This is a genomic window from Pigmentiphaga daeguensis, from assembly GCF_039523035.1.
GTDB classification, from domain to species: Bacteria; Pseudomonadota; Gammaproteobacteria; order Burkholderiales; family Burkholderiaceae_B; genus Pigmentiphaga; species Pigmentiphaga daeguensis.
In genome coordinates, this window is record NZ_BAAAEN010000018.1 from 110,400 (window position 1) to 130,969 (window position 20,570).

The 20,570-nt window shown below is 69.6% G+C and carries 21 protein-coding genes; 9 read left to right on the forward strand and 12 right to left on the reverse strand.

Annotated elements, in window-relative coordinates; all coding sequences use genetic code 11:
* Positions 1 to 76: 76 nt before the first annotated feature.
* From purU to ABD104_RS20840, 5 genes are all read left to right on the forward strand, one after another.
* A complete protein-coding gene (gene purU / locus ABD104_RS20820) occupies positions 77 to 931 on the forward strand; it encodes a formyltetrahydrofolate deformylase (protein WP_343928129.1) in 855 nt (284 codons plus the stop codon).
* Between the two features lie 27 nt (positions 932 to 958).
* Positions 959 to 1,381, forward strand: coding sequence for a YybH family protein (locus ABD104_RS20825; protein ID WP_343928139.1), 423 nt, complete (start codon positions 959 to 961; stop codon positions 1,379 to 1,381).
* Positions 1,382 to 1,400: 19 nt separating this feature from the next.
* Entirely contained in the window at positions 1,401 to 2,447 is a 1,047-nt protein-coding gene (locus tag ABD104_RS20830; protein WP_132979173.1) for a YheT family hydrolase, read from the forward strand.
* Positions 2,448 to 2,532: 85 nt separating this feature from the next.
* Complete coding sequence (locus ABD104_RS20835) at positions 2,533 to 4,215, forward strand: thiamine pyrophosphate-binding protein (RefSeq protein WP_087837104.1); 1,683 nt, start codon at positions 2,533 to 2,535, stop codon at positions 4,213 to 4,215.
* Entirely contained in the window at positions 4,208 to 4,840 is a 633-nt protein-coding gene (locus tag ABD104_RS20840) for a DUF2946 family protein (RefSeq protein WP_343928130.1), read from the forward strand. The genes ABD104_RS20835 and ABD104_RS20840 overlap by 8 nt, the downstream gene beginning before the upstream one ends.
* Here the strand turns inward: ABD104_RS20840 and ABD104_RS20845 are convergent.
* A complete protein-coding gene (locus ABD104_RS20845) occupies positions 4,821 to 6,320 on the reverse strand; it encodes a M48 family metalloprotease (RefSeq protein ID WP_087837106.1) in 1,500 nt (499 codons plus the stop codon). The genes ABD104_RS20840 and ABD104_RS20845 overlap by 20 nt on opposite strands.
* 116 nt (positions 6,321 to 6,436) lie before the next feature.
* Here ABD104_RS20845 and ABD104_RS20850 point away from each other — a divergent pair, with 116 nt between their 5' ends.
* Together ABD104_RS20850 and moaC are read left to right on the forward strand one after the other, a co-directional pair.
* The gene (locus tag ABD104_RS20850; protein WP_343928131.1) at positions 6,437 to 7,294 is read left to right on the forward strand and encodes a sulfurtransferase; all 858 of its coding nucleotides are present in this window, start codon (positions 6,437 to 6,439) and stop codon (positions 7,292 to 7,294) included.
* Complete coding sequence (gene moaC, locus ABD104_RS20855) at positions 7,291 to 7,779, forward strand: cyclic pyranopterin monophosphate synthase MoaC (RefSeq protein ID WP_343928132.1); 489 nt, start codon at positions 7,291 to 7,293, stop codon at positions 7,777 to 7,779. The genes ABD104_RS20850 and moaC overlap by 4 nt, the downstream gene beginning before the upstream one ends.
* A 9-nt stretch (positions 7,780 to 7,788) precedes the next feature.
* Here the strand turns inward: moaC and ABD104_RS20860 are convergent, their stop codons facing one another.
* The 9 genes from ABD104_RS20860 to ABD104_RS20900 form a co-directional block, all read right to left on the reverse strand.
* Positions 7,789 to 8,181 carry a type II toxin-antitoxin system VapC family toxin gene (locus ABD104_RS20860; RefSeq protein ID WP_087837109.1) on the reverse strand — a complete coding sequence of 131 codons (393 nt, stop codon included), beginning with the start codon at positions 8,179 to 8,181 and terminating at the stop codon, positions 7,789 to 7,791.
* Positions 8,178 to 8,420, reverse strand: a complete 243-nt coding sequence (locus ABD104_RS20865) for an antitoxin (RefSeq protein ID WP_087837110.1) — start codon at positions 8,418 to 8,420, stop codon at positions 8,178 to 8,180. The genes ABD104_RS20860 and ABD104_RS20865 overlap by 4 nt, the downstream gene beginning before the upstream one ends.
* A gap of 94 nt (positions 8,421 to 8,514) precedes the next feature.
* Positions 8,515 to 9,567: a P1 family peptidase gene (locus tag ABD104_RS20870; protein ID WP_343928133.1), complete on the reverse strand. Its 1,053-nt coding sequence runs from the start codon at positions 9,565 to 9,567 to the stop codon at positions 8,515 to 8,517.
* Positions 9,568 to 9,640: 73 nt separating this feature from the next.
* Positions 9,641 to 10,135 (reverse strand): MarR family winged helix-turn-helix transcriptional regulator, encoded by a 495-nt coding sequence (locus ABD104_RS20875; RefSeq protein WP_087837111.1) that lies wholly within the window; start codon positions 10,133 to 10,135, stop codon positions 9,641 to 9,643.
* 3 nt (positions 10,136 to 10,138) lie between these two features.
* Complete coding sequence (locus tag ABD104_RS20880; RefSeq protein WP_343928134.1) at positions 10,139 to 11,488, reverse strand: cytosine deaminase; 1,350 nt, start codon at positions 11,486 to 11,488, stop codon at positions 10,139 to 10,141.
* A complete protein-coding gene (locus ABD104_RS20885) occupies positions 11,485 to 12,276 on the reverse strand; it encodes an ABC transporter permease (protein WP_087837113.1) in 792 nt (263 codons plus the stop codon). The genes ABD104_RS20880 and ABD104_RS20885 overlap by 4 nt, the downstream gene beginning before the upstream one ends.
* Positions 12,273 to 13,037, reverse strand: coding sequence for an ABC transporter ATP-binding protein (locus tag ABD104_RS20890; protein WP_087837114.1), 765 nt, complete (start codon positions 13,035 to 13,037; stop codon positions 12,273 to 12,275). The genes ABD104_RS20885 and ABD104_RS20890 overlap by 4 nt, the downstream gene beginning before the upstream one ends.
* Positions 13,034 to 14,053, reverse strand: coding sequence for an ABC transporter substrate-binding protein (locus ABD104_RS20895; protein WP_165963041.1), 1,020 nt, complete (start codon positions 14,051 to 14,053; stop codon positions 13,034 to 13,036). Before ABD104_RS20895 ends, ABD104_RS20890 begins: the two co-directional genes overlap by 4 nt.
* A gap of 51 nt (positions 14,054 to 14,104) precedes the next feature.
* Positions 14,105 to 15,019 (reverse strand): ABC transporter substrate-binding protein, encoded by a 915-nt coding sequence (locus ABD104_RS20900; RefSeq protein WP_087837116.1) that lies wholly within the window; start codon positions 15,017 to 15,019, stop codon positions 14,105 to 14,107.
* Between the two features lie 837 nt (positions 15,020 to 15,856).
* On the opposite strand from ABD104_RS20900, the gene ABD104_RS20905 reads away from it, so the two are divergent.
* A complete protein-coding gene (locus ABD104_RS20905; RefSeq protein ID WP_343928135.1) occupies positions 15,857 to 18,070 on the forward strand; it encodes a hypothetical protein in 2,214 nt (737 codons plus the stop codon).
* Positions 18,071 to 18,095: 25 nt separating this feature from the next.
* Here ABD104_RS20905 and ABD104_RS20910 read toward each other — a convergent pair whose 3' ends face one another.
* Complete coding sequence (locus tag ABD104_RS20910) at positions 18,096 to 18,485, reverse strand: DUF4280 domain-containing protein (protein WP_343928136.1); 390 nt, start codon at positions 18,483 to 18,485, stop codon at positions 18,096 to 18,098.
* A 38-nt stretch (positions 18,486 to 18,523) separates the two neighbouring features.
* Positions 18,524 to 19,135 (reverse strand): OmpA family protein, encoded by a 612-nt coding sequence (locus ABD104_RS20915; RefSeq protein WP_343928137.1) that lies wholly within the window; start codon positions 19,133 to 19,135, stop codon positions 18,524 to 18,526.
* 311 nt (positions 19,136 to 19,446) lie between these two features.
* Here ABD104_RS20915 and ABD104_RS20920 point away from each other — a divergent pair, with 311 nt between their 5' ends.
* The gene (locus tag ABD104_RS20920) at positions 19,447 to 20,472 is read left to right on the forward strand and encodes an ABC transporter substrate binding protein (RefSeq protein WP_343928138.1); all 1,026 of its coding nucleotides are present in this window, start codon (positions 19,447 to 19,449) and stop codon (positions 20,470 to 20,472) included.
* Positions 20,473 to 20,570 lie beyond the last annotated feature (98 nt).

Genomic DNA, 20,570 nt, shown 5'->3' on the forward strand with positions numbered 1-20,570 from the left:
CGCGCGCCCCTGGGGGGGACATGGCTGACGCTGCCCCGGCCCGCCGGGGTTTGCTTTTTATTCACAGGACCTCCCCGTGCAGCACAACGATTACATCCTGACGCTCGCCTGCCCCGATACGACCGGCATCGTGTACCACGTGTCGGGATTCCTGTTCGAGCGCGGCTGCAACATCCTGGACTCGCAGCAGTTCGGGGACGAGGACACCAAGCTGTTCTTCCTGCGCGTGCACTTCTCGGTGCCGGACGGCCTGGACGCCGACACCGTGCGCAAGGAATTCGCCGCCGTGGGCGAGCGCTTCTCCATGCAGTGGCAAATCCGCGACCCTCACCGGCGCGCGCGCGTGCTGCTGATGGTCAGCAAGCACGGCCACTGCCTGAACGACCTGCTGTTCCGCGCCAAGAGCGGGCAACTGCCCATCGACATTCCGGCCGTGGTCTCCAACCACCCCGACTTCGCGCTGCTTTCCGCGTCGTACGGCGTGCCCTTCTACCACCTGCCGGTGGCGCAGGGCGGCAAGGAACAGCAAGAGCGCCAGGTACTGCAGATCGCCGAGCGCGAGAACATCGACCTGGTCGTGCTGGCCCGCTACATGCAGATCCTGTCGCCCGAGATGTGCCGGGCGCTGGCCGGCCGCGCCATCAACATCCACCACAGCTTCCTGCCCAGCTTCAAGGGCGCGCGCCCGTACTACCAGGCGCACGACCGCGGCGTGAAGCTGATCGGCGCCACCGCCCACTACGTCACGCCCGATCTGGACGAAGGCCCCATCATCGAGCAGGACATCGCCCGCGTGGACCACAGCATGTCGCCGGAAACCCTGACCCAGGTCGGGCGCGACGTCGAATGCCTGGTGCTGGCGCGCGCCGTGCGCTGGCACGTCGAGCATCGCATCCTGTTGAACGGCCACAAGACGATCGTGTTCGCGTAAATGGTGCTCAAATCCCGCGGCGCTCCGCTGTTCGCCACCTCCGAAGAAGCCGAGCAGGCGTTCTACGACGCGCTGGAACAAGGCGATCTCGCGCAGTTGATGGCCGTCTGGGCCGACGACGAAGACATCGTCTGCATCCATCCGGGCGGGCCGCGGCTGATCGGGCACGACGCCGTGATGGAATCGTGGCGCGAGATCCTGGGCAGTTCGCCGGTACCGATACGGCCCACGCGCGTCCACGCCGCGCAAAGCATGATGAGTTCGGTCCATACCGTGGTCGAACAACTCATGGTCGACACCTCCCAGGGCAAGCAGCTCGTCAACTGCTATGCAACCAATGTCTTCCACAAGGGTCCCACAGGCTGGCGGCTGGTCTTGCACCACTCGTCGCAAGCCCCTGCCGACCTCGGCCCGACCGAGCTCCAGGACGTTCCCGACCTATTGCATTGAGTTGCCCGCCCCATCTCGCATGCCCGCCTACCTGGACACGACACCCTGCCCCACTCCCGCATGGTTGCCCGAAGGACATAGCCAGACCATCTTCGCGTCGCAGCTCTCGTCGCACCATCACGCCTCGTTCCAGCGCGAACGGGTGGACACGCCCGACGGCGATTTCATCGACTTCGACTGGACCGCCCCGGGCCTCGGCCCCGATACGGTCGTCGGCCCCGAGCTGTTCGCGCGGCTGGCCGAGACGGCCGGCACCACCGCCGCGTCGCGCAACGGGCTCGTGCTGTTCCATGGCCTGGAAGGCAGCAGCGCCAGCCACTACGCGCAGGCCATCTCGCAGTATTTCCGGGCGCGCGGCTGGACCGTCGTCGTCCCGCATTTCCGCGGCTGCTCGGGCGAGCCGAACCGCCTGCCCCGCGCCTACCACTCGGGCGACTCGGCCGACGTCGGCTTCATGCTGGACGCGGTGCGGCAGCGCCTGCCACGGATGCACTGGCACGCCGCCGGCATCTCGCTGGGCGGCAACGCGCTGCTGAAATACCTGGGCGAGGCCGGCGCCACCGCCGGCTGGCTCGCCGCCGCCGCGGGCGTCTCGGCCCCGGTCGACCTCATGGCCGGCGGGCGCACGCTGGGCACCGGACTGATCAACCGCCGGATCTACACCCACATGTTCCTGCGCACGCTGAAGTCCAAGACGCTGCAGAAGGCGCAGCGCTTCCCCGGCACCATTGACGTGCTGCGCGTGGCCAACGCGCGCGACCTGTACGAATTCGACGACGCCTACACCGCGCCCACGCACGGCTTCCGCGACGTCGACGACTACTGGACGCGCGCCTCCAGCAAGCCCCTGCTGATGGACATCGCCATCCCGACGCTGGTGCTGAACGCGCGCAATGACCCGTTCCTTCCCGGCCGCTACCTGCCGACTCCCGAGCAGGCCTCCAGCCACGTGGTCCTGCACCAGCCGGCACAAGGCGGCCACGCGGGTTTCCCCACGGGCAGCTTCCCGAGCAACCTGAACTGGCTGCCGCGCAGGCTGGCGGATTTCTTCCGGACCGGCCGCTAGCCCTGCCCGGCCCCGCATCGGGCAAGCCCCCGCTGACATCCCCGGCGTTTTCTTCGACAATGGAGAAAACCACACGGATGCTTCCATGGCCTCGACTTCCACGGTATCCAACGCCTCGGCCACCACCGGCGGCCGCCTCCTGGTCGACGCGCTGACCGCCAACGGCGTCGACCGCGTCTTCTGCGTCCCGGGCGAAAGCTACCTGGACGTGCTGGATGCCCTGCACGCCCACGCCGACATCGACGTCGTCGTCGCCAAGCACGAAGGCGCCGCCGCCAACATGGCCGAAGCCGACGGCAAGCTGACCGGGCGGCCGGGCATCTGCTTCGTCACGCGCGGCCCCGGCGCCACCCACGCCAGCATAGGCGTGCACATCGCGCAGCAGGACTCGACGCCGCTCATCCTGTTCGTCGGCCAAGTGCCCACCCGCGAGCTGGGCCGCGAAGCCTTCCAGGAAATCGACTACCAGTCCATGTTCGGCGGCATCGCCAAGTGGGTCGTCAGCATCGACGACGCCGCGCGCATACCCGAACTCGTGGCGCGGGCCTTCGCCTGCGCCACCTCGGGCCGCCCCGGACCGGTGGTGCTGGCCCTGCCCGAAGACGTATTGAGCGCCGCCTGCCCGTCCGCGCCGGCCGCGGTCGCCCCGGCAGTCGCCGGCGGCCCCGATCCCGACGCGGCCCCGCGCCTGCGCGAGATGCTGGCCCAGGCCCGCCGTCCGCTGGTCATCCTGGGCGGATCGAACTGGAGCGAGCCCGCCGCCTCGGACTTCTCGGCCTTCATCCAGGCATGGAACCTGCCCGTGGCCTGCGCCTTCCGCCGCCAGGACATCTTCGACAACCGGCGGCCCCAGTACGCGGGCCACCTCAGCCTGGGCATGAACCCCGAACTGGCCGAGCTGGTGCGCGACGCCGACCTCGTCCTGGCCGTGGGCACGCGGCTGGGCGAGATCGCCACCGGCGGCTACACGCTGCTGACGCCCCCCCGCCCGGCCCAGAAACTGATCCACCTGCACGCCGACGCGGCCGAACTGGGCCGCGTCTACCAGCCCGACCTGGCCATCCAGTCCGCCCCGGCAAAGGCCGCCGCGCTGCTGCGCGGCCTGGAAGCCCCGGCCTCGCGCGCCTGGGACGACTGGACCCGCCGCGCCGGCGAACTGCACGCGCGCTACCAGGTCGTGCCCGCGCCGCATGCCGAGGCCCGCGGCGTCGACCTGGGCCGGGTCGTCGCCCATCTGGACCGCGCCCTGCCCGACGACGCCATCGTCGCCAACGGCGCCGGCAACTATGCGGTGTGGCTGCACCGGTTCTACCGCTACCGCCGGCCGCGCACGGAACTCGCCCCCACCTGCGGCGCCATGGGCTACGGCCTGCCCGCGGCGATAGCCGCCAAGCTGCGCCATCCCGACCGCACCGTGGTCTGCGTATCCGGCGACGGCTGCTTCCTGATGTATCCCCAGGAACTGGCCACCGCGCTGCAATTCGGCTCCGCCGTCGTCGTCATCGTCGTCAACAACGGCATGTACGGCACCATTCGCATGCACCAGGAAAAGCGCTTCCCGGGCCGGGTCAGCGCCACCGACCTGCGCAACCCCGATTTCGTCGCGCTGGCACTGTCGTTCGGCGCCCACGCCGAACGGGTGGAAAGCGCCGAAGCCTTCCCCGCCGCATTCGAGCGCGCCTGCGCGGCCGGCCGCCCGGCGCTGCTGGAACTGCGCACGGATCCCCGGCAAATCACGCCGCAGTCGTGGCTGGCGGGGCATGGATAGCGATGTCCTGGCCGCCATGGCGCGCTGGCCCGACGTGCCGGACGCGTATGGCTGGTTGTCGCTGGATGCCCGGGGCCGCTGGCGCCTGCATCCCGCCGGCGATGCCCTGGCGGGAGGGCCGGGCGTCTCCATTTCCAACACCGGGATCCTGGCCTTCATCGGACGCAACTACGGGCACGACGAGCAGGGCCGATGGTTCTTCCAGAACGGTCCGCAACGCGTGTTCGTGAGGCTGGACGCGGCGCCGCTGATCCTGCGCCAGGCGGATGCGGCCGGTTCGCTGGCCACCCATACCGGCCATGCCGTGTCCCGCGTGGATCGCTGGGCGCTGGACGCCATGGGCAGGCTCTACGCCGCGACCGAACACGGTCCCGCCATGGTCGAGGATCGCCATCTGCCCGACGTGCTGGAACGCATGAAGCTGGCATCGGGGCAGCCGCTGCTCGATGCCCCGCCGGGCTGGCTGGCCGACACCGGCCAGGCGCCGGCCGGGGCCGCGACCCTGTCCGTGGTCTATCCGCCGGTTGGCGCCGCTGCCGCGCCGCTGGCCCCGTTGCGCTGCCCGGCCGGCCAGGCCTTCGGCTTCGTCGACAGGCCCGGGCCCGTCAGCTCTGGAAGCGCTTGAGCAGGTCGCGCTCTTCCTTCAACCGGCGCTGGTATTCGCGCACCTTCGCGTCGATCTGCGACTGCTCGTAGAAATCCCTGGAAGCCGCGCGCGCCTGCTGCAACTGCTCGACCGCGGCCGGCAGGGCGCCGGTCATCGCGTAATAGTCGGCCATGCTGCGGCGCTCGTTCACGGTGCTGCCCAGCCGCGAATAGCTGACCGCGGCCATCTGGTAGAAGCGGGGCTCGTCGCTCCACTTGAGCATCTGCTCTTTCAGGAAATCGACCGCCTCCTGGTTGCGGCCGGCGCGTTGCAGGGACTCGGCCATTGCCATGGCCAGGCCGCGCTGCTCGGGCCAGCGCGCGACGGCGCTACGCGCCAGGCTCATGGCCTGTTGCGTGTCGTTGCGCGCCAGCGCCAGGTCGATGGCCAGGTGCTCGAGCATGAAATGGGTGCGCGCGCCCGACGTGGCGGCCAGGTAAGCGTCGTTGGCCTTGCCGTATTCGCGCTGGCGCACATAGCCCAGCGCCATGCCATAGTAGGCCGCGGCACGCTCGATGCCCTGGGCCTCGGTGCTGCGGTTCTGGAAATAGCGGATGGCCTCGATGGTATCCTGGCCGCTGTTTGCCTGCAGCATGCGCATCTTGGCGCGCACGAAATAGAAATCCGAGGAACTCGGGCGGTCATGGATCACCACGCCGCGCGCCCGGTTCTGCATGTCGGACATGCGCTCGATGGACAGGGGGTGGGTGCGGGTGAAGGCCTGGCCGGTCCTTTCATTCAGCCCCGACGCCTGCATCAGCCGGCCAAAGAACGAGGCCATGCCGTTGACGTTGTAGCCGGCCGCCTCCAGCATCTGGAAGCCGGTGCGGTCGGCTTCGCGCTCGGCCTCGCGCGAGAAGCCCAGTTGCGAGTTGATCGCCGCGGCCTGGCCGAAGGCCATCGCCGCCTCGGGCGCCTGCGAGTTGCCGCGCGCGGCCACCAGCGCCGCCAGCAGGGCCGCCACCATGATCAGCGTGTCCTGCTTCTGCTGCACCAGGCCCCGGGCGATGTGCCGCTGCACCACGTGGCCGATTTCGTGCGCCAGCACGCCGGCCAGCTCGGACTCAGACTGCGCGGCCACCACCAGCCCGGTGTGCACGCCTATGTAGCCGCCCGGCATCGCGAAGGCGTTGATGCTGGGATCGCGCACCGCGAACACGTTGATGTTGGGCGTGCCTGCGGGCGCCTGGGCCGACAGCTGGCGCGCCATGCCGGTCAGGTACTGGAGCAGGTCCGGATCGTCGATATAGGCCGGGTCGCGCAGTGACTCCATCATGATGGCGTCGCCCAGGCGCTGCTCCAGCCGCGGCGAGAGCTCCTGCGCCGCCGAGTCCCCCAGGTCGGGCAGCCCGACCGGCTGGGCGGGCGCCAGCGCCGGCGCGGCCGCCGCCAGCAGGGCCGGCAGCAGCAGCGCGACGGCCTTGCGGCGCAGCGACGGGGAACGTTCGGAATTCGGCATACCGGTATGATAGCCAGCTTGGGCGACGGGTTCCCGCTCCCCTGTCGAAACGTGAAAAATTTACCTATGGCGGCCGGTATCGGGCCGGCCGCACGGCAACGCTTACAGGACATGCCATGAGCCTCAGCACCCTGATTTCCGCGCAGGCGCTGCACGCGCTGCTGCAATCCCCCTCGCCGGTCGTCGTGTGCGATTGCAGCTTCGACCTGGCGGACACCGGCGCGGGCGAGCGCGCCCACGCAGCCGCGCATGTCCCCGGTGCCCGCTACGTCCACCTGGACCGCGACCTGAGCGGCGCCAAGACCGGCGGCAATGGCCGCCACCCCTTGCCGCGGCGCGAGGACTTCGCCGACTTGATGGCCCGCCTGGGCGTCTCCGACGCCACCCAGGTGGTGTGCTACGACACCGCCGGCGGCGCCATGGCCGCCCGCCTCTGGTGGCTGCTGCGCTGGGCGGGCCACGAGGCCGTCGCGGTGCTGGACGGCGGGCTGGCGGCCTGGCGCGAGGCCGGCTACCCGCTGGAGGCCGGCCAGCCCGCCGCGCCCGCCCCGGGCGCGTTCACGCTGCGGCCACCGCTGGTCGCGACCGCGACCTACGAGGACGTGCGGGCCAACCTGGACACGCGGGCGCGCCTGGTCGTCGATGCGCGCGCCCCCGACCGCTTCCGCGGCCAGAACGAGACCCTGGATGCCGTGGGCGGCCACATTCCCGGCGCCGCCAACCGCTTCCTGCGCGACAACCTCCAGCCCGACGAGCGCTTCAAGCCCGCCGCGCAGTTGCGGGCCGAGTTCGAGGCCGTGCTGGGCGGCACGCCCGCCGACCGGGTCATCAGCCAGTGCGGCTCCGGCGTCACCGCCTGCCACAACCTGCTTGCCATGGAAGTGGCGGGCCTGACCGGGGCGGTGCTGTACCCCGGCTCGTGGAGCGAATGGAGCAGCCGCCCCGGCTCGCCCATCGCCACCGGAGACGCATGATGGCGCAATCCCCCCTGACCCATTTCGACGCGGCCGGGCAGGCCCATATGGTGGACGTCGGCGCCAAGCCGGCCACCGCGCGCGTGGCCGTGGCGGCCGGCACGATACGCATGCAGCCGGCCACGCTGGCCCTGGTCCGCGAGGGCAACGCCAAGAAGGGCGACGTGCTGGGCATCGCGCGCATCGCTGCCATCATGGCCGCCAAGAAGACCTCGGACCTGATCCCCCTGTGCCATCCCATCCCCTTGACGCACGTGGCCTGCGATTTCTTGCTGGACGAGGAAGCGAGCGCCGTGCACTGCACCGTGCGCGCCGAGACCGTGGGCGGCACCGGCGTGGAGATGGAGGCGCTGACCGCCGTCAACGTCGCGCTGCTGACGATCTACGACATGTGCAAGGCGGCGGACCGGGGCATGGTCATGACCGACGTGCGACTGTTGGAGAAGAAAGGCGGGAAGTCGGGGACGTGGCGCGCAGAGGGTTGAGCCGGCCGCCTATGCTTCCCAATCTTCGACCCGCAACGCGGGTATGCGCGGGAACTCGCGTACATTGTGCGTGATGAGCGTCAGACCACGCGCCAGCGCCTGACCGGCGATGAGCACGTCGTACGGGCCGATCGGTGTTCCGGCAGCGTTCAGCGTCGCGCGCAGCTCGCCAGCCTGCCGCGCATCTTCCTGATCGAAGGCGAGAACTTCGAATTGCAGGGCGTCGAGTCGCGCCAGGTTCTGCGTAGTCCGCAGTCCTTTGTACGCGCCATAAAAAAGTTCGTGGGCCACGATAGCGGAGAGCGCGAAATCCGCGGGTTTGTGGCGCCGGAGTCGCTCCAGGAATCCGGGATGGCCCTTCAGAAGCGCAATGACGGCGTTGCTGTCAAGCAAGTATTTCACTTGAAGTAGTCCAGCTCGGGACGCTCCTGCTCCCGTGCCGCTTCTGTGGCGGCCCGTTCGAAATCTTCATCGACCGGCCCTATGACGGCATCGAGCCAGGCCCAGTTCTGTGCGACCGGTTCCAGGATGACGGCATTCCCCTGACGCCGAATGCGGACCTCCTCAGTGTCGAAACGGTATTCCTTGGGTAGCCGCACCGCTTGCGAACGGCCGGACCAGAAGATCTTGGCAGTATCCATGGAGATCTCCCAGAATGATATATACCAAAAAAATATACCATTCAAGCTACTGCGGGAGCAAGTTCCCTCTGAGGAGACCCTTAGACCTTACGACTCAGAAACTCGACCACGCCGGCGTCGTCATCCCCTCGGGCGTGACGGCGCGGTACACCCCGCGCGCGACGGCGCGGGCCAGCACGTCGGCGGCCAGCGCGCCCAGCCGGCAGACGATGAAGGGCCGCGGGTCCACCGGGCCTTCCATCATCGGCGCCTGGCGCTGCCCGGTGGAGATCGCGAACACGGTATCGCCGTCGAACGGCGCATGGATGGGGCGGATGGCGCGGGCCAAGCCGTCCTGCGCCATGGTGGCCACGCGCTGCAACTCGTCGGGCGACAGCGCGACGTCGGTGGCGACGCAGGCGATGGTGGTGTTGGCACGGGGGCGGGGATCCAGCTTGGCGTATTCCCAGTTCTCGCCCTCTGCCCGGGTATTCGCCGGGCCCAGGCCGCCGAACTCGTCGCCGATCTCGAAGGCCCCGGCCCAGAAGCGCCGTCCCTGCGGCGCCACCACCGAGCCGAAACTGTTGCAGGCCACGATGGCGCCCACGGTCATGCCGTCGTGCGTGACGTAGGATGCCGATCCCAATCCCCCCTTGAGCGCCCCCGCCGAGGCGCCGAAGCCCGCGCCGTGCGTACCCAGGTCGAAACCGGGCTGGGCCTGGCGAGCGGCCCGCATGGCCAGGTCGCGATAGGGCGGGGCTTCGCCCCATTGCTTGTCGCCGCCGTTGGCGAGGTCGTACAGCACCGCGGTCGGCACGATGGGCGAAGGCGGCACGCCGGGCTGGTGCAGCAGCGTGAAGCCGCGCCCCTGCGCCCCCAGCCAGGCGGCCACGCCGTCGCCGCTGGCCAGGCCGTAGACCGAACCGCCGGACAGCACGATGGCATCGACCGAACGCACGAGATTGGATGCGCCCAGGGTGTCGGTCTCGCGCGTGCCGGGCCCGCCGCCGCGGATGTCCACCGCGGCCATGGCTCGCTCGTCCGGCAGGATCACGGTGACGCCGGTGCAGGCCCGGGCGTCGTGCGCCTGCCCCACCCGCAGGCCGGCGACGTCGGTGATCAGGTTGCGCCCGCCCGGGCGGCCGGCCATTGCGTCGCGTGCGTCCATGCTGGAACTCCGTCGGGGAAATGAAGTGGAGGCTATTGTAGGGACCGGCCGGCAGGCCGGCCACCCGCCCGCTTCATTCCTGGTCGCTCAGTTGCCTGGCCCGGGCGATGAAACTGTCCAGCATGGTGAAGAACCTGGCCACGTCGGCCGCGGAATGCCCGTCCAGCACGTGCCGGTTCCGGGCCTGGGCGGCGGCGGTCAGTTCCGCGTGCATGGCCAGTCCCTGCGGCGTCAGCGACAGCTCCGCCTCGCGGCTGTCGCGCGCGCTGCGCGCGCGGTTGACGTCGCCCCGCGCCACCAGCGAGGACACCGCCCGGCTGATCTGGGCGGCATCGAGCATGGCGTGATAGGCCAGTTCGCGTATGGACACCGGCTGGAACACGCCCAGCAGGGTGACAACCTGCCACTCCACCTGGGACAGGCCATAGTGCGCCTTGGCGAACTGGACGGCGCTGCGGGTCAGCGCCTTGCTCAAGGTACTGACCCGGGGCGCCAGCAGGCCGCCTTCCGGGAAGGCCTGCGAGTGCCCGGGCCGGCGCGGCGGATTCGCCGATGAAGATCGTGCCATGGCCTACTCCAGCCCCGCGCGCGCCAGCGCCGCGTCGAGTTCGTCGAAGGACGGCGGCGACACGGCCAGCAGCCGGCCGTCGCGGACGACCAGGCGGTCGGACTGGGGCCGGGCCAGCAACTGGGGAATGCCGCGGGCGTCGAAAATCACGAAATCCGCCGGCTCGCCGGGTTCGAGCCGCCCCGATCCGGCCTGGCGCATCAGGGCCGCCGGGATCGCCGTCACGCTGGCGGACCAGCGGCCGGCGTGCCGGTCCAGGTGGCCGTTGCGCACGGCTTCGCGGAATACCTCCAGCATGTCGTAGTCTCCGTAGGCGTGGAATGCATCTGCGCAATTGTCGCTCGATAACGCCACGGCAATGCCACGGGCCGAGATTTCCTGCAACGGCGGCAGCCCGCGCAGCCGGGGCGTGCGGCCCGCCTTCCTGTCCTGCAGGAACAGGTTGACCAGCGGCAGGCTGACGATGGCCAGGCCAGCGTCGCGGCAGGCATCCAGCACGCGCTCGCGGGTCTCGTCCTCCTGGACGGCCAGGCTGCAGCAATGGCCGCATACGACCCGCCCGCCCAGGCCGCGCGCCTGGGTGCGCCGCGCGACCTCCAGCAGGGAATCGGCCTCGGGTACGCAGGATTCGTCCACGTGCAGATCCACGTCCAGGCCATAGCGCACGGCCCAGTCGAACAACGCATCCAGGGCCAGCCCCAGGCGCTGCCGCGCGGCGGGTGGCGCCAGCCCAGGCACGCGCGTCACGCCGCCCAGTACGCCGCCGGTCTCGGCCACGCGGCGCACGAAGTCCTCGGCGCCGTCGCCCAGATAGGTTTCCATGGGCGCCATGGCCACCATCTGCACCCGCACCCGGTGCCTCCATCGCTCGCGCAGCCCCAGCATGACGTCCCATGCCATGCGCGCCTGCGGACCGGCCGCATCCAGGTGCGTGCGCAGGCCGGCCGTACCGTGCGCCCAGGCGCAGCGCAGGGCGAAGTCGGCGCGCGCCTCGAGCTCGGCCGGCCGCCAGCGCGCATGATCGGCCATCACGGCCTTGACCGCCCCCAGCAGCGTGCCGTCGTCATTGGGCGCGCGCGCCAGCGTGTGCGTCTTGTCCAGGTGGGTATGCAGGTCATGGAAGGCCGGCCAGACCTGCCGGCCGGCCAGGACCGGCCCCGCGCCCCCTTGCAGCGTCCCGGCGGGCGCGACCGCGCCCAGGCGCCCTCCTTCGACCGCCAGGTCCACGTCCGCCAGGCCCTGGGCGTCGGCCAACCCGGCCAGGGCGGCGGGCAGCAGCGCCGCGGGCGCCCGCGCGCCGCGCAGGACGTAGGCGCCGGCCGCCCGTTCGAGCTCCGCGGCCAGCGATTTCAAGATTCGCGCTCCATGGCGCTTTCGTGCCAGCGCCGCAGGATGCGCTGCGACACCCACGAGGTCGCCAGGAAGATCAGTACCCCGGTGCAGGAAATCATCAGCAGGGCCGCGAACATGCGCGGCGTCTTCAACTGGTAGCCGGCCTCGAGGATGCGATAGGCCAGGCCCGAGCCCTGTCCGCCCGCCCCGGCGACGAACTCGGCGACCACCGCGCCGATCAACGACAGCCCGCCCGAGATGCGCACGCCCGCCAGAAAGTACGGCATGGCCGACGGAATGCGCAGCCGGCGCAGCGTCTGGCCAGGCGTGGCGCCGTAGAGCCGGAACAGGTCGCGCAGGTTGTGGTCGGCGCTGTTCAGGCCGACGATGGTGTTCGACAGGATGGGAAAGAAGGCCACCAGCCACGCGCAGATCAGCAGGGCCGCCTGCACGTTGTCCACCCAGATGATCAGCAGGGGCGCGATGGCGACCACCGGCGTGACCTGCATGATGACCGCATAGGGGAAGAAGGTCAGCTCTATCCACTTCGACAGGCTGAACAGGATCGCGATGGCGCCGCCCACCAGCACGGCGCTGACGAAGGCCGAGGCGGTGATCTTCAGCGTGACCCACAGCGCCGCCGACAGCAGCGGCCAGTCCTCGACCAGCGCCCGGCCGATGTCGGCCGGGCCGGGCAGGATGTGGGGCGAGATGCGCAGGCCGCGCACGATCGCCTCCCAGGCCAGCAGGCAAAGAACGCCCATGACGACGGGCAGGACGATGCGCGCGGTACGGAGCTTGGGGTTCATGCGTTCATCGCCTTTTCGAGGGCTTCCGAGGCCTGCCTGCACAGGTGCGCGTATTCGGCCGAGGTGCGGAACGATTCGCCGCGTTCGGCGTCGGGAGAAATGGACAGATCGGCATGGAGCCGCCCCGGCCGCGCGGCCATGACGATCACCCGCTGGGACAAGTACACCGACTCGAACACCGAATGCGTGACGAACACGGCGGTAAAGCGCTGGTCCTGCCACAGCCGCAGCAGGTCGTTGTTCAGCTTGAACCGCGTGATCTCGTCCAGCGCCGCGAAGGGTTCGTCCAGCAGCAGGACCTGCGGCCGGGTCACGATGGCCCGGGCGATGGAGACGCGCATCTTCATGCCGCCGGACAGCTCGCGCGGCAGGGCATGCTCGAATCCCTTCAGCCCGACCTTCTCGAGCGCCTCGGCGGCGCGCCGCCGGGCCTCGTCGCGCGGCACGCCCGCCAGGTCCAGCGGCAGCGTGGTGTTGGACAGCGCCGTCTCCCAGGGCATCAGCGTGGGCTCCTGGAAGACGAAGCCGACCGCCCCCTTGGCCCCCTGCCGCACGACATCGCCGGCGGTCGGCTCGGACAGTCCGGCGATCATGCGCAGCACCGTGCTCTTGCCGCAGCCCGAGGGTCCGAGCAGGCTGACGAAGGTTCCCCGCGCCAGCGACAGGCTCAGGTTCTCGACCGCCAGCGTGCCGTTGCCGAAGCGCTTGGAAATGTTCCGCAGTTCCAGCACGCGGCCGGTATCCATGGCCGTTCCAGTCATCGCATGCCGACCTTCTTGTTGACGAACTTCAGCGTGTAGGCCTTGCGCACGTCCAGGCCGGAGGGCAGCACGCCCACGTCCACCATGGACCGGTAGAAATGCTCCCAGCGCGCGTCGGTCATCGCCCCGATGCCCAGGCGCTTCGCATCGCCGGAATCGATCAGGCCGCGCTCCTTCATGGCCTGGATCGCGAAGGCGATCTGCTCGTCGGTCATCTCGGGGTTGTTGCGCTTGATCAGTTCATTGCCGGGCGACGGGTCGTCGTACAGGTAGCTGTACCAGCCCTCGATGGACGCATCGACGAACTTCTGCACGAACTGCGGCCGCTTCTCGACGTTGTCGCGCGTGGTGACGATGGTGGTCATGTAGGGATCCCAGCCGTAGTCGGCCAGCAGGAAGGACACCGGGTTCTCGACGCCGGCCTTCTTCAGCGCCAGCGGTTCGTTGGTGATGAGCCCCTGCTGCACCACCTTCTTGTCGGCCAGGAAAGGCGCCAGCGAGAAGGTATAGGGCTTGACCTGGTCGTCGGTGAAGCCGAAGCGCCCGCGCAGGTAGGGCCAGAAGGTCGCCATGCCCAGCGCGCCCACCAGCACCGTGCGGTCCTTGATCTGCTCGATCCTGTCCACGCCCTGGTTGGGATGGGCGATCAGCACGCGCGGGTCCTTCTGGAAGATCGCGGCCACCGACATCAGCGGAGCGCCTTCGCGCGCCGCGTTGAGCGAGGTGCCGCTGCTGCCCGCCGTGAAATCCACGCGCCCGGCCAGCAGCATGGGCGTGGGATTGCTTTGCGGATTGCCCAGGCGGATCTCGACGTCCAGCCCGTGCTTGCGATAGATGCCCTTGGCCACGGCCTGGAAGAAGCCGCCCCACTCGGCCTCGGCTCGCCAGCCGATGAACATCACGGCTTTCTCCGGCGCGGCGCCGGACGGCTGGGCGCCGGCAAGGCCCGGCTGCGCGCAGGCCAATGCCGCGCAGAACAAGAGCGCGCGGCGAACCCTGGAACTGGACTGCTTCATGACGATCTCCCGACAGTGACTAACATCCATCCGCGCGCGGCGGCTTCGAAATCAGAAGAACTGCTCCACGTCGATGTCGTGGTCGAGCAGGCCGGCGCCGCGCAGCACGGTCACCCAGCTGCGGTACATGGCCTTGACCTCGGGATCGTCCATGCCGAAGGGGTGGAAGAGCGTGGTCTTGAACCCGATCTCGCGCAGCAGCGCGGAGTCCTGGCCGGTATGGCGGGCCATCGCGTCCAGCGCGGCCGACGGATCGGCGTACACGACGCCCACGGCTTCGGCCAGCGCATCGGCCGTGGCGGCGAACAGCCCGGGATCGCGTGCGTAGGCCGCCTGCGTGGTCCACCAGTTCGACACCAGCGACGGATTGCCGGTGCTGGCCATCGCCAGCGAGCCCTCGCCCAGCACCTCGTCCACCGCGCGGCCCAGGCCGCGCCGCAGCATCAGGGTGACCAGCGGCTCGACGCAGATGGCGACGTCGATCTCGCCCGCGGCCAGCGCGTCCGGCATCTTGTGGAAAGGCATCGGCACCCACTGCACGCGCGAGACGTCGACGCCGTGCAGGTTGAACAGGTGCAGCGGCGCCGAGTGCGTGATACCGCCGTCCAGCGCGAAGGCACCCAGGCGCTTGCCTTCGAAGTCCGACGGCCGTTCGATGGCCACGCCGTGGCGGGCGATGAGATTCATGAAGTCGGCGCTGCGGCCGGCATAGGAGCCGCGCAGCGCGGCGGCCGACACGAAGCGGGACGGCAGGTCGAACCGCTCGCGCGCCATGATGGTAAGCGTGGGGCCGGAGAAGGTCAGGTCCATGCGGTCGGCGCGCATGTCCTCGATGGCCTGCACCGCCGACCGCTGCACGAACACGGGTTCGATGCCGCGCTTGGCGAACAGGCCGGCATCGATCGCGGTGAACAGGGGAACCAGCCCCATCATGGGGTCGGGATGGGCATCGATTCTGAGTTTCATGTCGCTCCGGCCGCTGTACGGGTCATGACGATTTGCATGACTTTATCATGCAAATTTCGGCTGTCAATGGAACCCGGGACAGGGATAAACCCTGGGCTGGCGGACGCGTGGCGGGGACTAGGCGGAATCGACATTCATGTTCTTTACCCGGTCTTGTCCAATGCGCAGGGGCCGGGCAGGCGGTGGAGCGCAGCGAAGCCGGTCCCGCTGCGCGGGACTACCCGGTGGGGACAGGGTGGACGGGGCGGGCGCAGAACTCGGGCCGGGGTAGCCCACTGGGCTACCCCGAAGGCCGCCCTCAAACAGCTGCGCCCTTGCTTCCCCGTCCACCCTGTCCCCACCGGCGGCTCCGAATGCGCCCCACCGCCTGCCCGGCCCCTGCGCATTGGACAAGACCTGCACCGCTAGTCACGTAGACTCACGGACTTCAGTACGGTCGTCCTGTTGAATGGGAGAAGGAGCCCTCGCTGTGTCTCGATCTGCGATCGTCACTCATCACCGCCGTAGTCCTTGATCGGTGGGGCGGGGCGGCCCGCTCGGGGGGCGCATTCGGAGCCGCCGGTGGGGACAGGCTTGGCGGGGAAGCAAGGGCGCAGCTGTTTGAGGGCGGCAGTAGGCACAGTCCGGGGGACTGTGCCCGCCCGAGTTCTGCGCCCGCCCCGCCGGGCCCACCCAAACCGGGAAGTCCCGCGCAGCGGGACCGGCTTCGCTGCGCCCCGGGGGCTGGGCGGCCCCGCCACACCAACCAAGGCCGGGTCAAGAACTCGAATCTCTCCGCAATGGATATCACCCCCGCACCACGCCGGCGCCCCGACGACGACCGAGGAGAAATAAGCAATGGGACTACTCGAAAGCGCGGCCGGCACAGCAGCGGACAAAGCCGATAGCGTCGCCGGCAAAGACTCCACCCTAGGCGGACTGATCGACGACGTCGCCGGCAAGCTCGGCGGCGGCGCCGGCGGTGTCCCCAGCGGCACCCCGTACTACTACGCCCGCGAAACACTCAACGACAAACTCGGCCAACCGCAAAAACTCTTCCTGAAACCGACCGCCCAGGGCTCCGAAAGCCAATCCTCGGACGAGAACCGAGGCAGCCGCCCCATGCCCATCGAATTCATCCACTTCGGCAAGGTGCACGGCGACATGAACGACACCTTCGCCGGCAAAGGGCCGCCGGGCCACGGCGTAGGCTGCCGCGACGCCCTGCTGCGCGAGACCATGCTGCTGTTCAGCTTCGTCGATGCCGCCAAGCACGTGCTGGAAACCAACATGCAGGGCGCGATCGGCAACGCCATGGAAACCGTCGGTTCGCTGCTGGGCAGCGGCCAGAAGTCCGCGGCGGTCGGCCCCGAGCAATTCACGCCGCTGCTGGTCAAGATCCAGGCCACCGGCGACAAGCTGAACGTCGGGTCGATCGATTACCCCACCCTGCACCAGGCCGGCGTGGACCTGCACCAAGTACGCGCCGACTTTGCCGTGCTGTGCGCCTCGGCCTTCAAGCCGGGGGCGGGCGGAGGCGCGGGACTGCCGTCGCTGCCCCTGCCCGGGCCGCTGGGCGCCGTTGGCGGGGTGGGCGGATTCATTGCCGACATTCCCAAGTACCTGTTCAAGGCCCAGGATACGTACAAGGCCATGTTCCAGGCGGCGCGCGCGGAATACGAAGCCGGCATCGAGGAAGCCTGCCGGGCCTTCTCCGTGGCGGCGATACGGGACGGCCGCGAACCTACCTTCGGCATCTGGTTCTTCGAGAAGGGAGCGCCGGACGCGCAAGGCGCGGCCCCGCCCGAGCCAGCCAAGACCTACGCCGACAATCCCCTGGGCAAGGCCGAGAAGGCCGTCGACGATGCCCAGGACAAGATCGAGGAGGCGCAGGAAAAGGCCAAGGGTGCCCAGGAATCGCTGACCGACTGGCTGGAGACGCCGGGCGCCCGCACGCGGCCGGGCACCGCCGCCCTGGCCGCGGCCTTCGCCACGCTGGCGGGCGGCACGCGCTGGAACGAGCCCCGTACGGATCCCAAGAACCTCGACAAGATCGTTCCCGCGCCGGTGCTGATTTCGCGCGCGATCGCCCAGGGCACCGGCATCCAGCCCTTGCCCGGCTTCGTCGACACCGTGGTCCAGGAGATCGCCAAGGCCTCGGTCGCCATTCTCGAGCGCGTCTACACCAACCTGCTGCTGGCAGCCGGAGACGGCGATCTTCGCGTACTGACCGCGCTGTCCACGCGCGAAGCGCTGAGCAAGTTGATCGTGGACCTCGTGTTCAAGCTCGCGGGCTTTCCCCCTCCTGGAGACAACAAGAAAGCCGAAGGCGAGACCCAGCTCGGCAAAGTCAGCATGGGCAGGCAGCAATTGCTCAACAAGGGCGCGGAACTGTTGCGCGACTTCCTGACCAGGCACGCCGCCCACCTGGACGTCATCATCGATTTCATCGCCGAGGAGCTGAGCGCGGAATTGCAGAAGATGCGTGGACAGGCGCTCAGCAAGGATGCGCGGACCATGGAGATCTGGCTGGGCCGGTTGCCCATGCTGCTGGCCCTGCAGGTTCGCAATACCTTGTTTCCGCTGTTCAACCTGCTGCTCGATGCCTTCGGCCTGGGCGACACCGTGGGTCAGACCGTCTGGAATCCGGTGCGCGACAAGATCAAGCAGGCCACCGGCATGGTCCAGGACGTCAAGCACACCAAGGACAATCTCCTCGAAGCCACGGAACAGGCCAAGGAAAGCGGCAAGAAGATGGACGACGCGGTCAGCCAGCTGGGCGACAACAAGTTCAACTTCCTGGATCCGGCCAACAGCGCCAAGGACATGAAGGACAAGGTCGGCAACGTCGACCGGGCACGCAAGGACGGCGTGCAGGACGTCCTGGACAAGGCCACGGGCGCGGACGAAGACAAGGCCAGGTCGCTGCTTGCCGGCGGCGACGAGGATGCGCCGCCCGCCGGCGATGCCCCCTTCAGCAATATCCGGGTAAGCGACAGCGCAGCGGTCCGGCCCGAGAAGCCCGACATCGATCAGGTCGGCAAGGTCGTACTGGGCACCGAGGCGGCATAGCGGCGGCCAGTTCGGCCCGCCCTGGTCAGGGCACCTGTTCGGTCACCTGTCCCGGCATGGTGATGGTGATCACTCCGCCCCAGTTGCACATGCAGGTCGACGTGTTGTTCAGGACCGGCTGGTTGGCCAGCATGACGGTGGGCGAACCGGGTGTCCAGGGCGAACTGGTCGCGGGCACGCAAGGCATGGGGGTGAGCACGCCCAGGGCGGCGGAGGTCGCCGAGGCGACCGTGGGATTGCCAAGGCTGGCGCACATGCCGAAGGGCATGATGTTGACCATGGGCTTGTGGTCCATGATGTTGGCCGCCGGCTGGTTCGAGGACATCATCCGATTGACGGGCAGCACCACCAGGGACGAGGGCGCCAGACCGAAGCTGCATTGCAGCAGCGCCCCATTGACGACGTGCATGGCCATGGCGGTCCTCCCGCAGCGCGCCGGAAGCCGGCGCGCGGCTACGAGCCGGTGGCGATGATTTCCACGCGCCGGTTCTCGGCGGCACGCGGATCGGCCGGATTCAGCAGTTCGGTCTGGCCCTTGCCCACCGTGCGCAGCCGCGCGGCGTCGACGCCATGGCCGACCAGGTAGGTCTTGACCGAAGCGGCACGGCGCTGCGACAGGCGCATGTTGTAGTCGGCCGACCCCACCCCGTCGGTATGGCCCGCCACCGTGAACGTGCGGCCCTTCAGCTCATCGGAGGCCAGGGCGGCGGCCAGGTTGTCGATGGACCGGCGCGAGCTTTCGGCGATCTGGTCCGAGCCGAACGCGAACTGGATCTGCATGGAAATGGCGGCCGGCGCGGCCGGGGCGGGCGCGGTTTCGGGCATCGCGGTGGCCTGGGACGAAGCGCCGGGACGCAGCGCGCGCGTGCGCACGCCGGCGGTGGCATCGTCGCCGCCGCCGGCCTTGAGCTGGTCGATGATCTGGTTGACCGAGGGGGTCTCGGTGCCGAAGTTGCCGGACTGGGCATGTGCCGGGTGCGGGATCGCAAAGGCGGCCGCGCAGGCCAGGGCCGCGGCGGCGAAAGAGCCCGGGGGAAAAGCGCGGGGCCGGACGGAGGTTTTCATGGCGCGCACTCCAGGAAGATGGGCAGGCGGATGCCATAGTGTGCGCAAATCCCCGATCCGGATCGATATGCCAAGCGGCCTATTCCATCGCCCACGGACGTGGCCCCCCCGGCGGCCGGCCTGCCGGCGGCATAGGCCCTCTGCCCTATCGCCGCGCGCGCCGGGCTTACGTAGATTGCGGATACGGCTTTCACGAATCTTCGAATCTTCGCAACGTGCTCCGAACATCCGCGCCGCCTCTGTTGCCGCTCCTGCGCCGGTTGGCCGTCCTATGGCTGGCCGCGCCATTGGCCGCGTGCTGGGCGGCCGACATGACGCTCATCCTGGACGATACGGCGCAGCAGTACGGCGAATTCGCCGCGCAGCTGCGCAGCGTCAACGCCGCCTCGCACCGGCTGACCCAGGGCAAGGTCGATATCGTGCCTCTGGACTCGCTGCGCCAGCTCGGCGCGCCACAGGCGGCCGCGCCGAGGTCCGGTCCGGACGACGGCGATTCCGTCCTGGCCGGCGTGCGCACGCGCAGCGCGCGCGGCTCCATGCTGCCCGATACGGCGTCATCGGCCTCCCCCCCGCCCCCGGCGCGCGCCGAGGGCAGCGACCCGGGCGTGCTGGTCGCCGTGGGCCCCCGGGCTGCCCGGGCCGTGGTCCAGCGCGCCGGCAGCGAACCCGTCCTGCTGGCCTTGCTGGGCCGCCTGGAATACGAGGAACTGCGCGCCCTGCCGGCGCTGCGCCGCCCCGAACGCGCCATCGCCGTGCTGCTGCGCGACCCGGCCGCGGCCGAGCAGCTCAGCCTGATAGACGCCGTGCTGCCCGGCAAGCGCCGCGTGGGCGTGGTGACCGCGCCCCAGGCCGAACCGCTGATGCGCGAGCTGGCCAGCGCGGCCCTGGCCTGGCCCGCCCAGCACCCCTCGCGCGGCGGCCGGCCCTGGGCCATCGCCGCGGCCGACGCCCCCGACGCCAATGCGCTGACCGGCGCCTTGCAGGTCGTCGTTCCCGCCAGCGACGCCCTGCTCGTGCTGCCCGACCCGGTGGGATCGACGTCCGCCGCGGCCCTGGCGCTGCTGCAATCGGCGGCCACGGCCAACCTGCCCGTTTTCGCCACCAGCGAGGCCATGGTGCGGGCCGGCGCCGTGGCGGCGCTGGTCCCCGGCAACGCGCAGCTGGCCGAGCAGGCCCATGCCCTGGCCGTGCGCCTCAGGCAGGCGCCCCCCGGTCCGCCGGTGGTCGAGGCGCCGCGGCGGTTGACGGTACGCACCAATCCCCACGTGGCCAAGCGGCTGGGCCTGGCCTTGCCGCCGGACGAGGCCTTGACCGCGGCCGTGGCGCGCCGGGACTAGGTGTCGCATCCCTGACGATTATATAGACTCCCGCCGCTACCCCCTGTTCATGGCTCGTGCCGTTTTGCAAGCCCTGATTGAGGAACATGAGCAAGCCA

Bases quoted from the DNA above. Each gene is read 5' to 3' on its own strand.
- ABD104_RS20830 (WP_132979173.1), top strand. From the start codon at position 1,401: ATGCCCGCCTACCTGGACACGACACCCTGCCCCACTCCCGCATGGTTG.
- ABD104_RS20835 (WP_087837104.1), top strand. From the start codon at position 2,533: ATGGCCTCGACTTCCACGGTATCCAACGCCTCGGCCACCACCGGCGGC.
- ABD104_RS20840 (WP_343928130.1), top strand. From the start codon at position 4,208: ATGGATAGCGATGTCCTGGCCGCCATGGCGCGCTGGCCCGACGTGCCG.
- ABD104_RS20845 (WP_087837106.1), bottom strand. From the start codon at position 6,320: ATGCCGAATTCCGAACGTTCCCCGTCGCTGCGCCGCAAGGCCGTCGCG.
- ABD104_RS20850 (WP_343928131.1), top strand. From the start codon at position 6,437: ATGAGCCTCAGCACCCTGATTTCCGCGCAGGCGCTGCACGCGCTGCTG.
- moaC (WP_343928132.1), top strand. From the start codon at position 7,291: ATGATGGCGCAATCCCCCCTGACCCATTTCGACGCGGCCGGGCAGGCC.
- ABD104_RS20865 (WP_087837110.1), bottom strand. From the start codon at position 8,420: ATGGATACTGCCAAGATCTTCTGGTCCGGCCGTTCGCAAGCGGTGCGG.
- ABD104_RS20870 (WP_343928133.1), bottom strand. From the start codon at position 9,567: ATGGACGCACGCGACGCAATGGCCGGCCGCCCGGGCGGGCGCAACCTG.
- ABD104_RS20875 (WP_087837111.1), bottom strand. From the start codon at position 10,135: ATGGCACGATCTTCATCGGCGAATCCGCCGCGCCGGCCCGGGCACTCG.
- ABD104_RS20885 (WP_087837113.1), bottom strand. From the start codon at position 12,276: ATGAACCCCAAGCTCCGTACCGCGCGCATCGTCCTGCCCGTCGTCATG.
- ABD104_RS20890 (WP_087837114.1), bottom strand. From the start codon at position 13,037: ATGACTGGAACGGCCATGGATACCGGCCGCGTGCTGGAACTGCGGAAC.
- ABD104_RS20895 (WP_165963041.1), bottom strand. From the start codon at position 14,053: ATGAAGCAGTCCAGTTCCAGGGTTCGCCGCGCGCTCTTGTTCTGCGCG.
- ABD104_RS20900 (WP_087837116.1), bottom strand. From the start codon at position 15,019: ATGAAACTCAGAATCGATGCCCATCCCGACCCCATGATGGGGCTGGTT.
- ABD104_RS20905 (WP_343928135.1), top strand. From the start codon at position 15,857: ATGGGACTACTCGAAAGCGCGGCCGGCACAGCAGCGGACAAAGCCGAT.
- ABD104_RS20910 (WP_343928136.1), bottom strand. From the start codon at position 18,485: ATGGCCATGCACGTCGTCAATGGGGCGCTGCTGCAATGCAGCTTCGGT.
- ABD104_RS20915 (WP_343928137.1), bottom strand. From the start codon at position 19,135: ATGAAAACCTCCGTCCGGCCCCGCGCTTTTCCCCCGGGCTCTTTCGCC.
- ABD104_RS20920 (WP_343928138.1), top strand. From the start codon at position 19,447: ATGACGCTCATCCTGGACGATACGGCGCAGCAGTACGGCGAATTCGCC.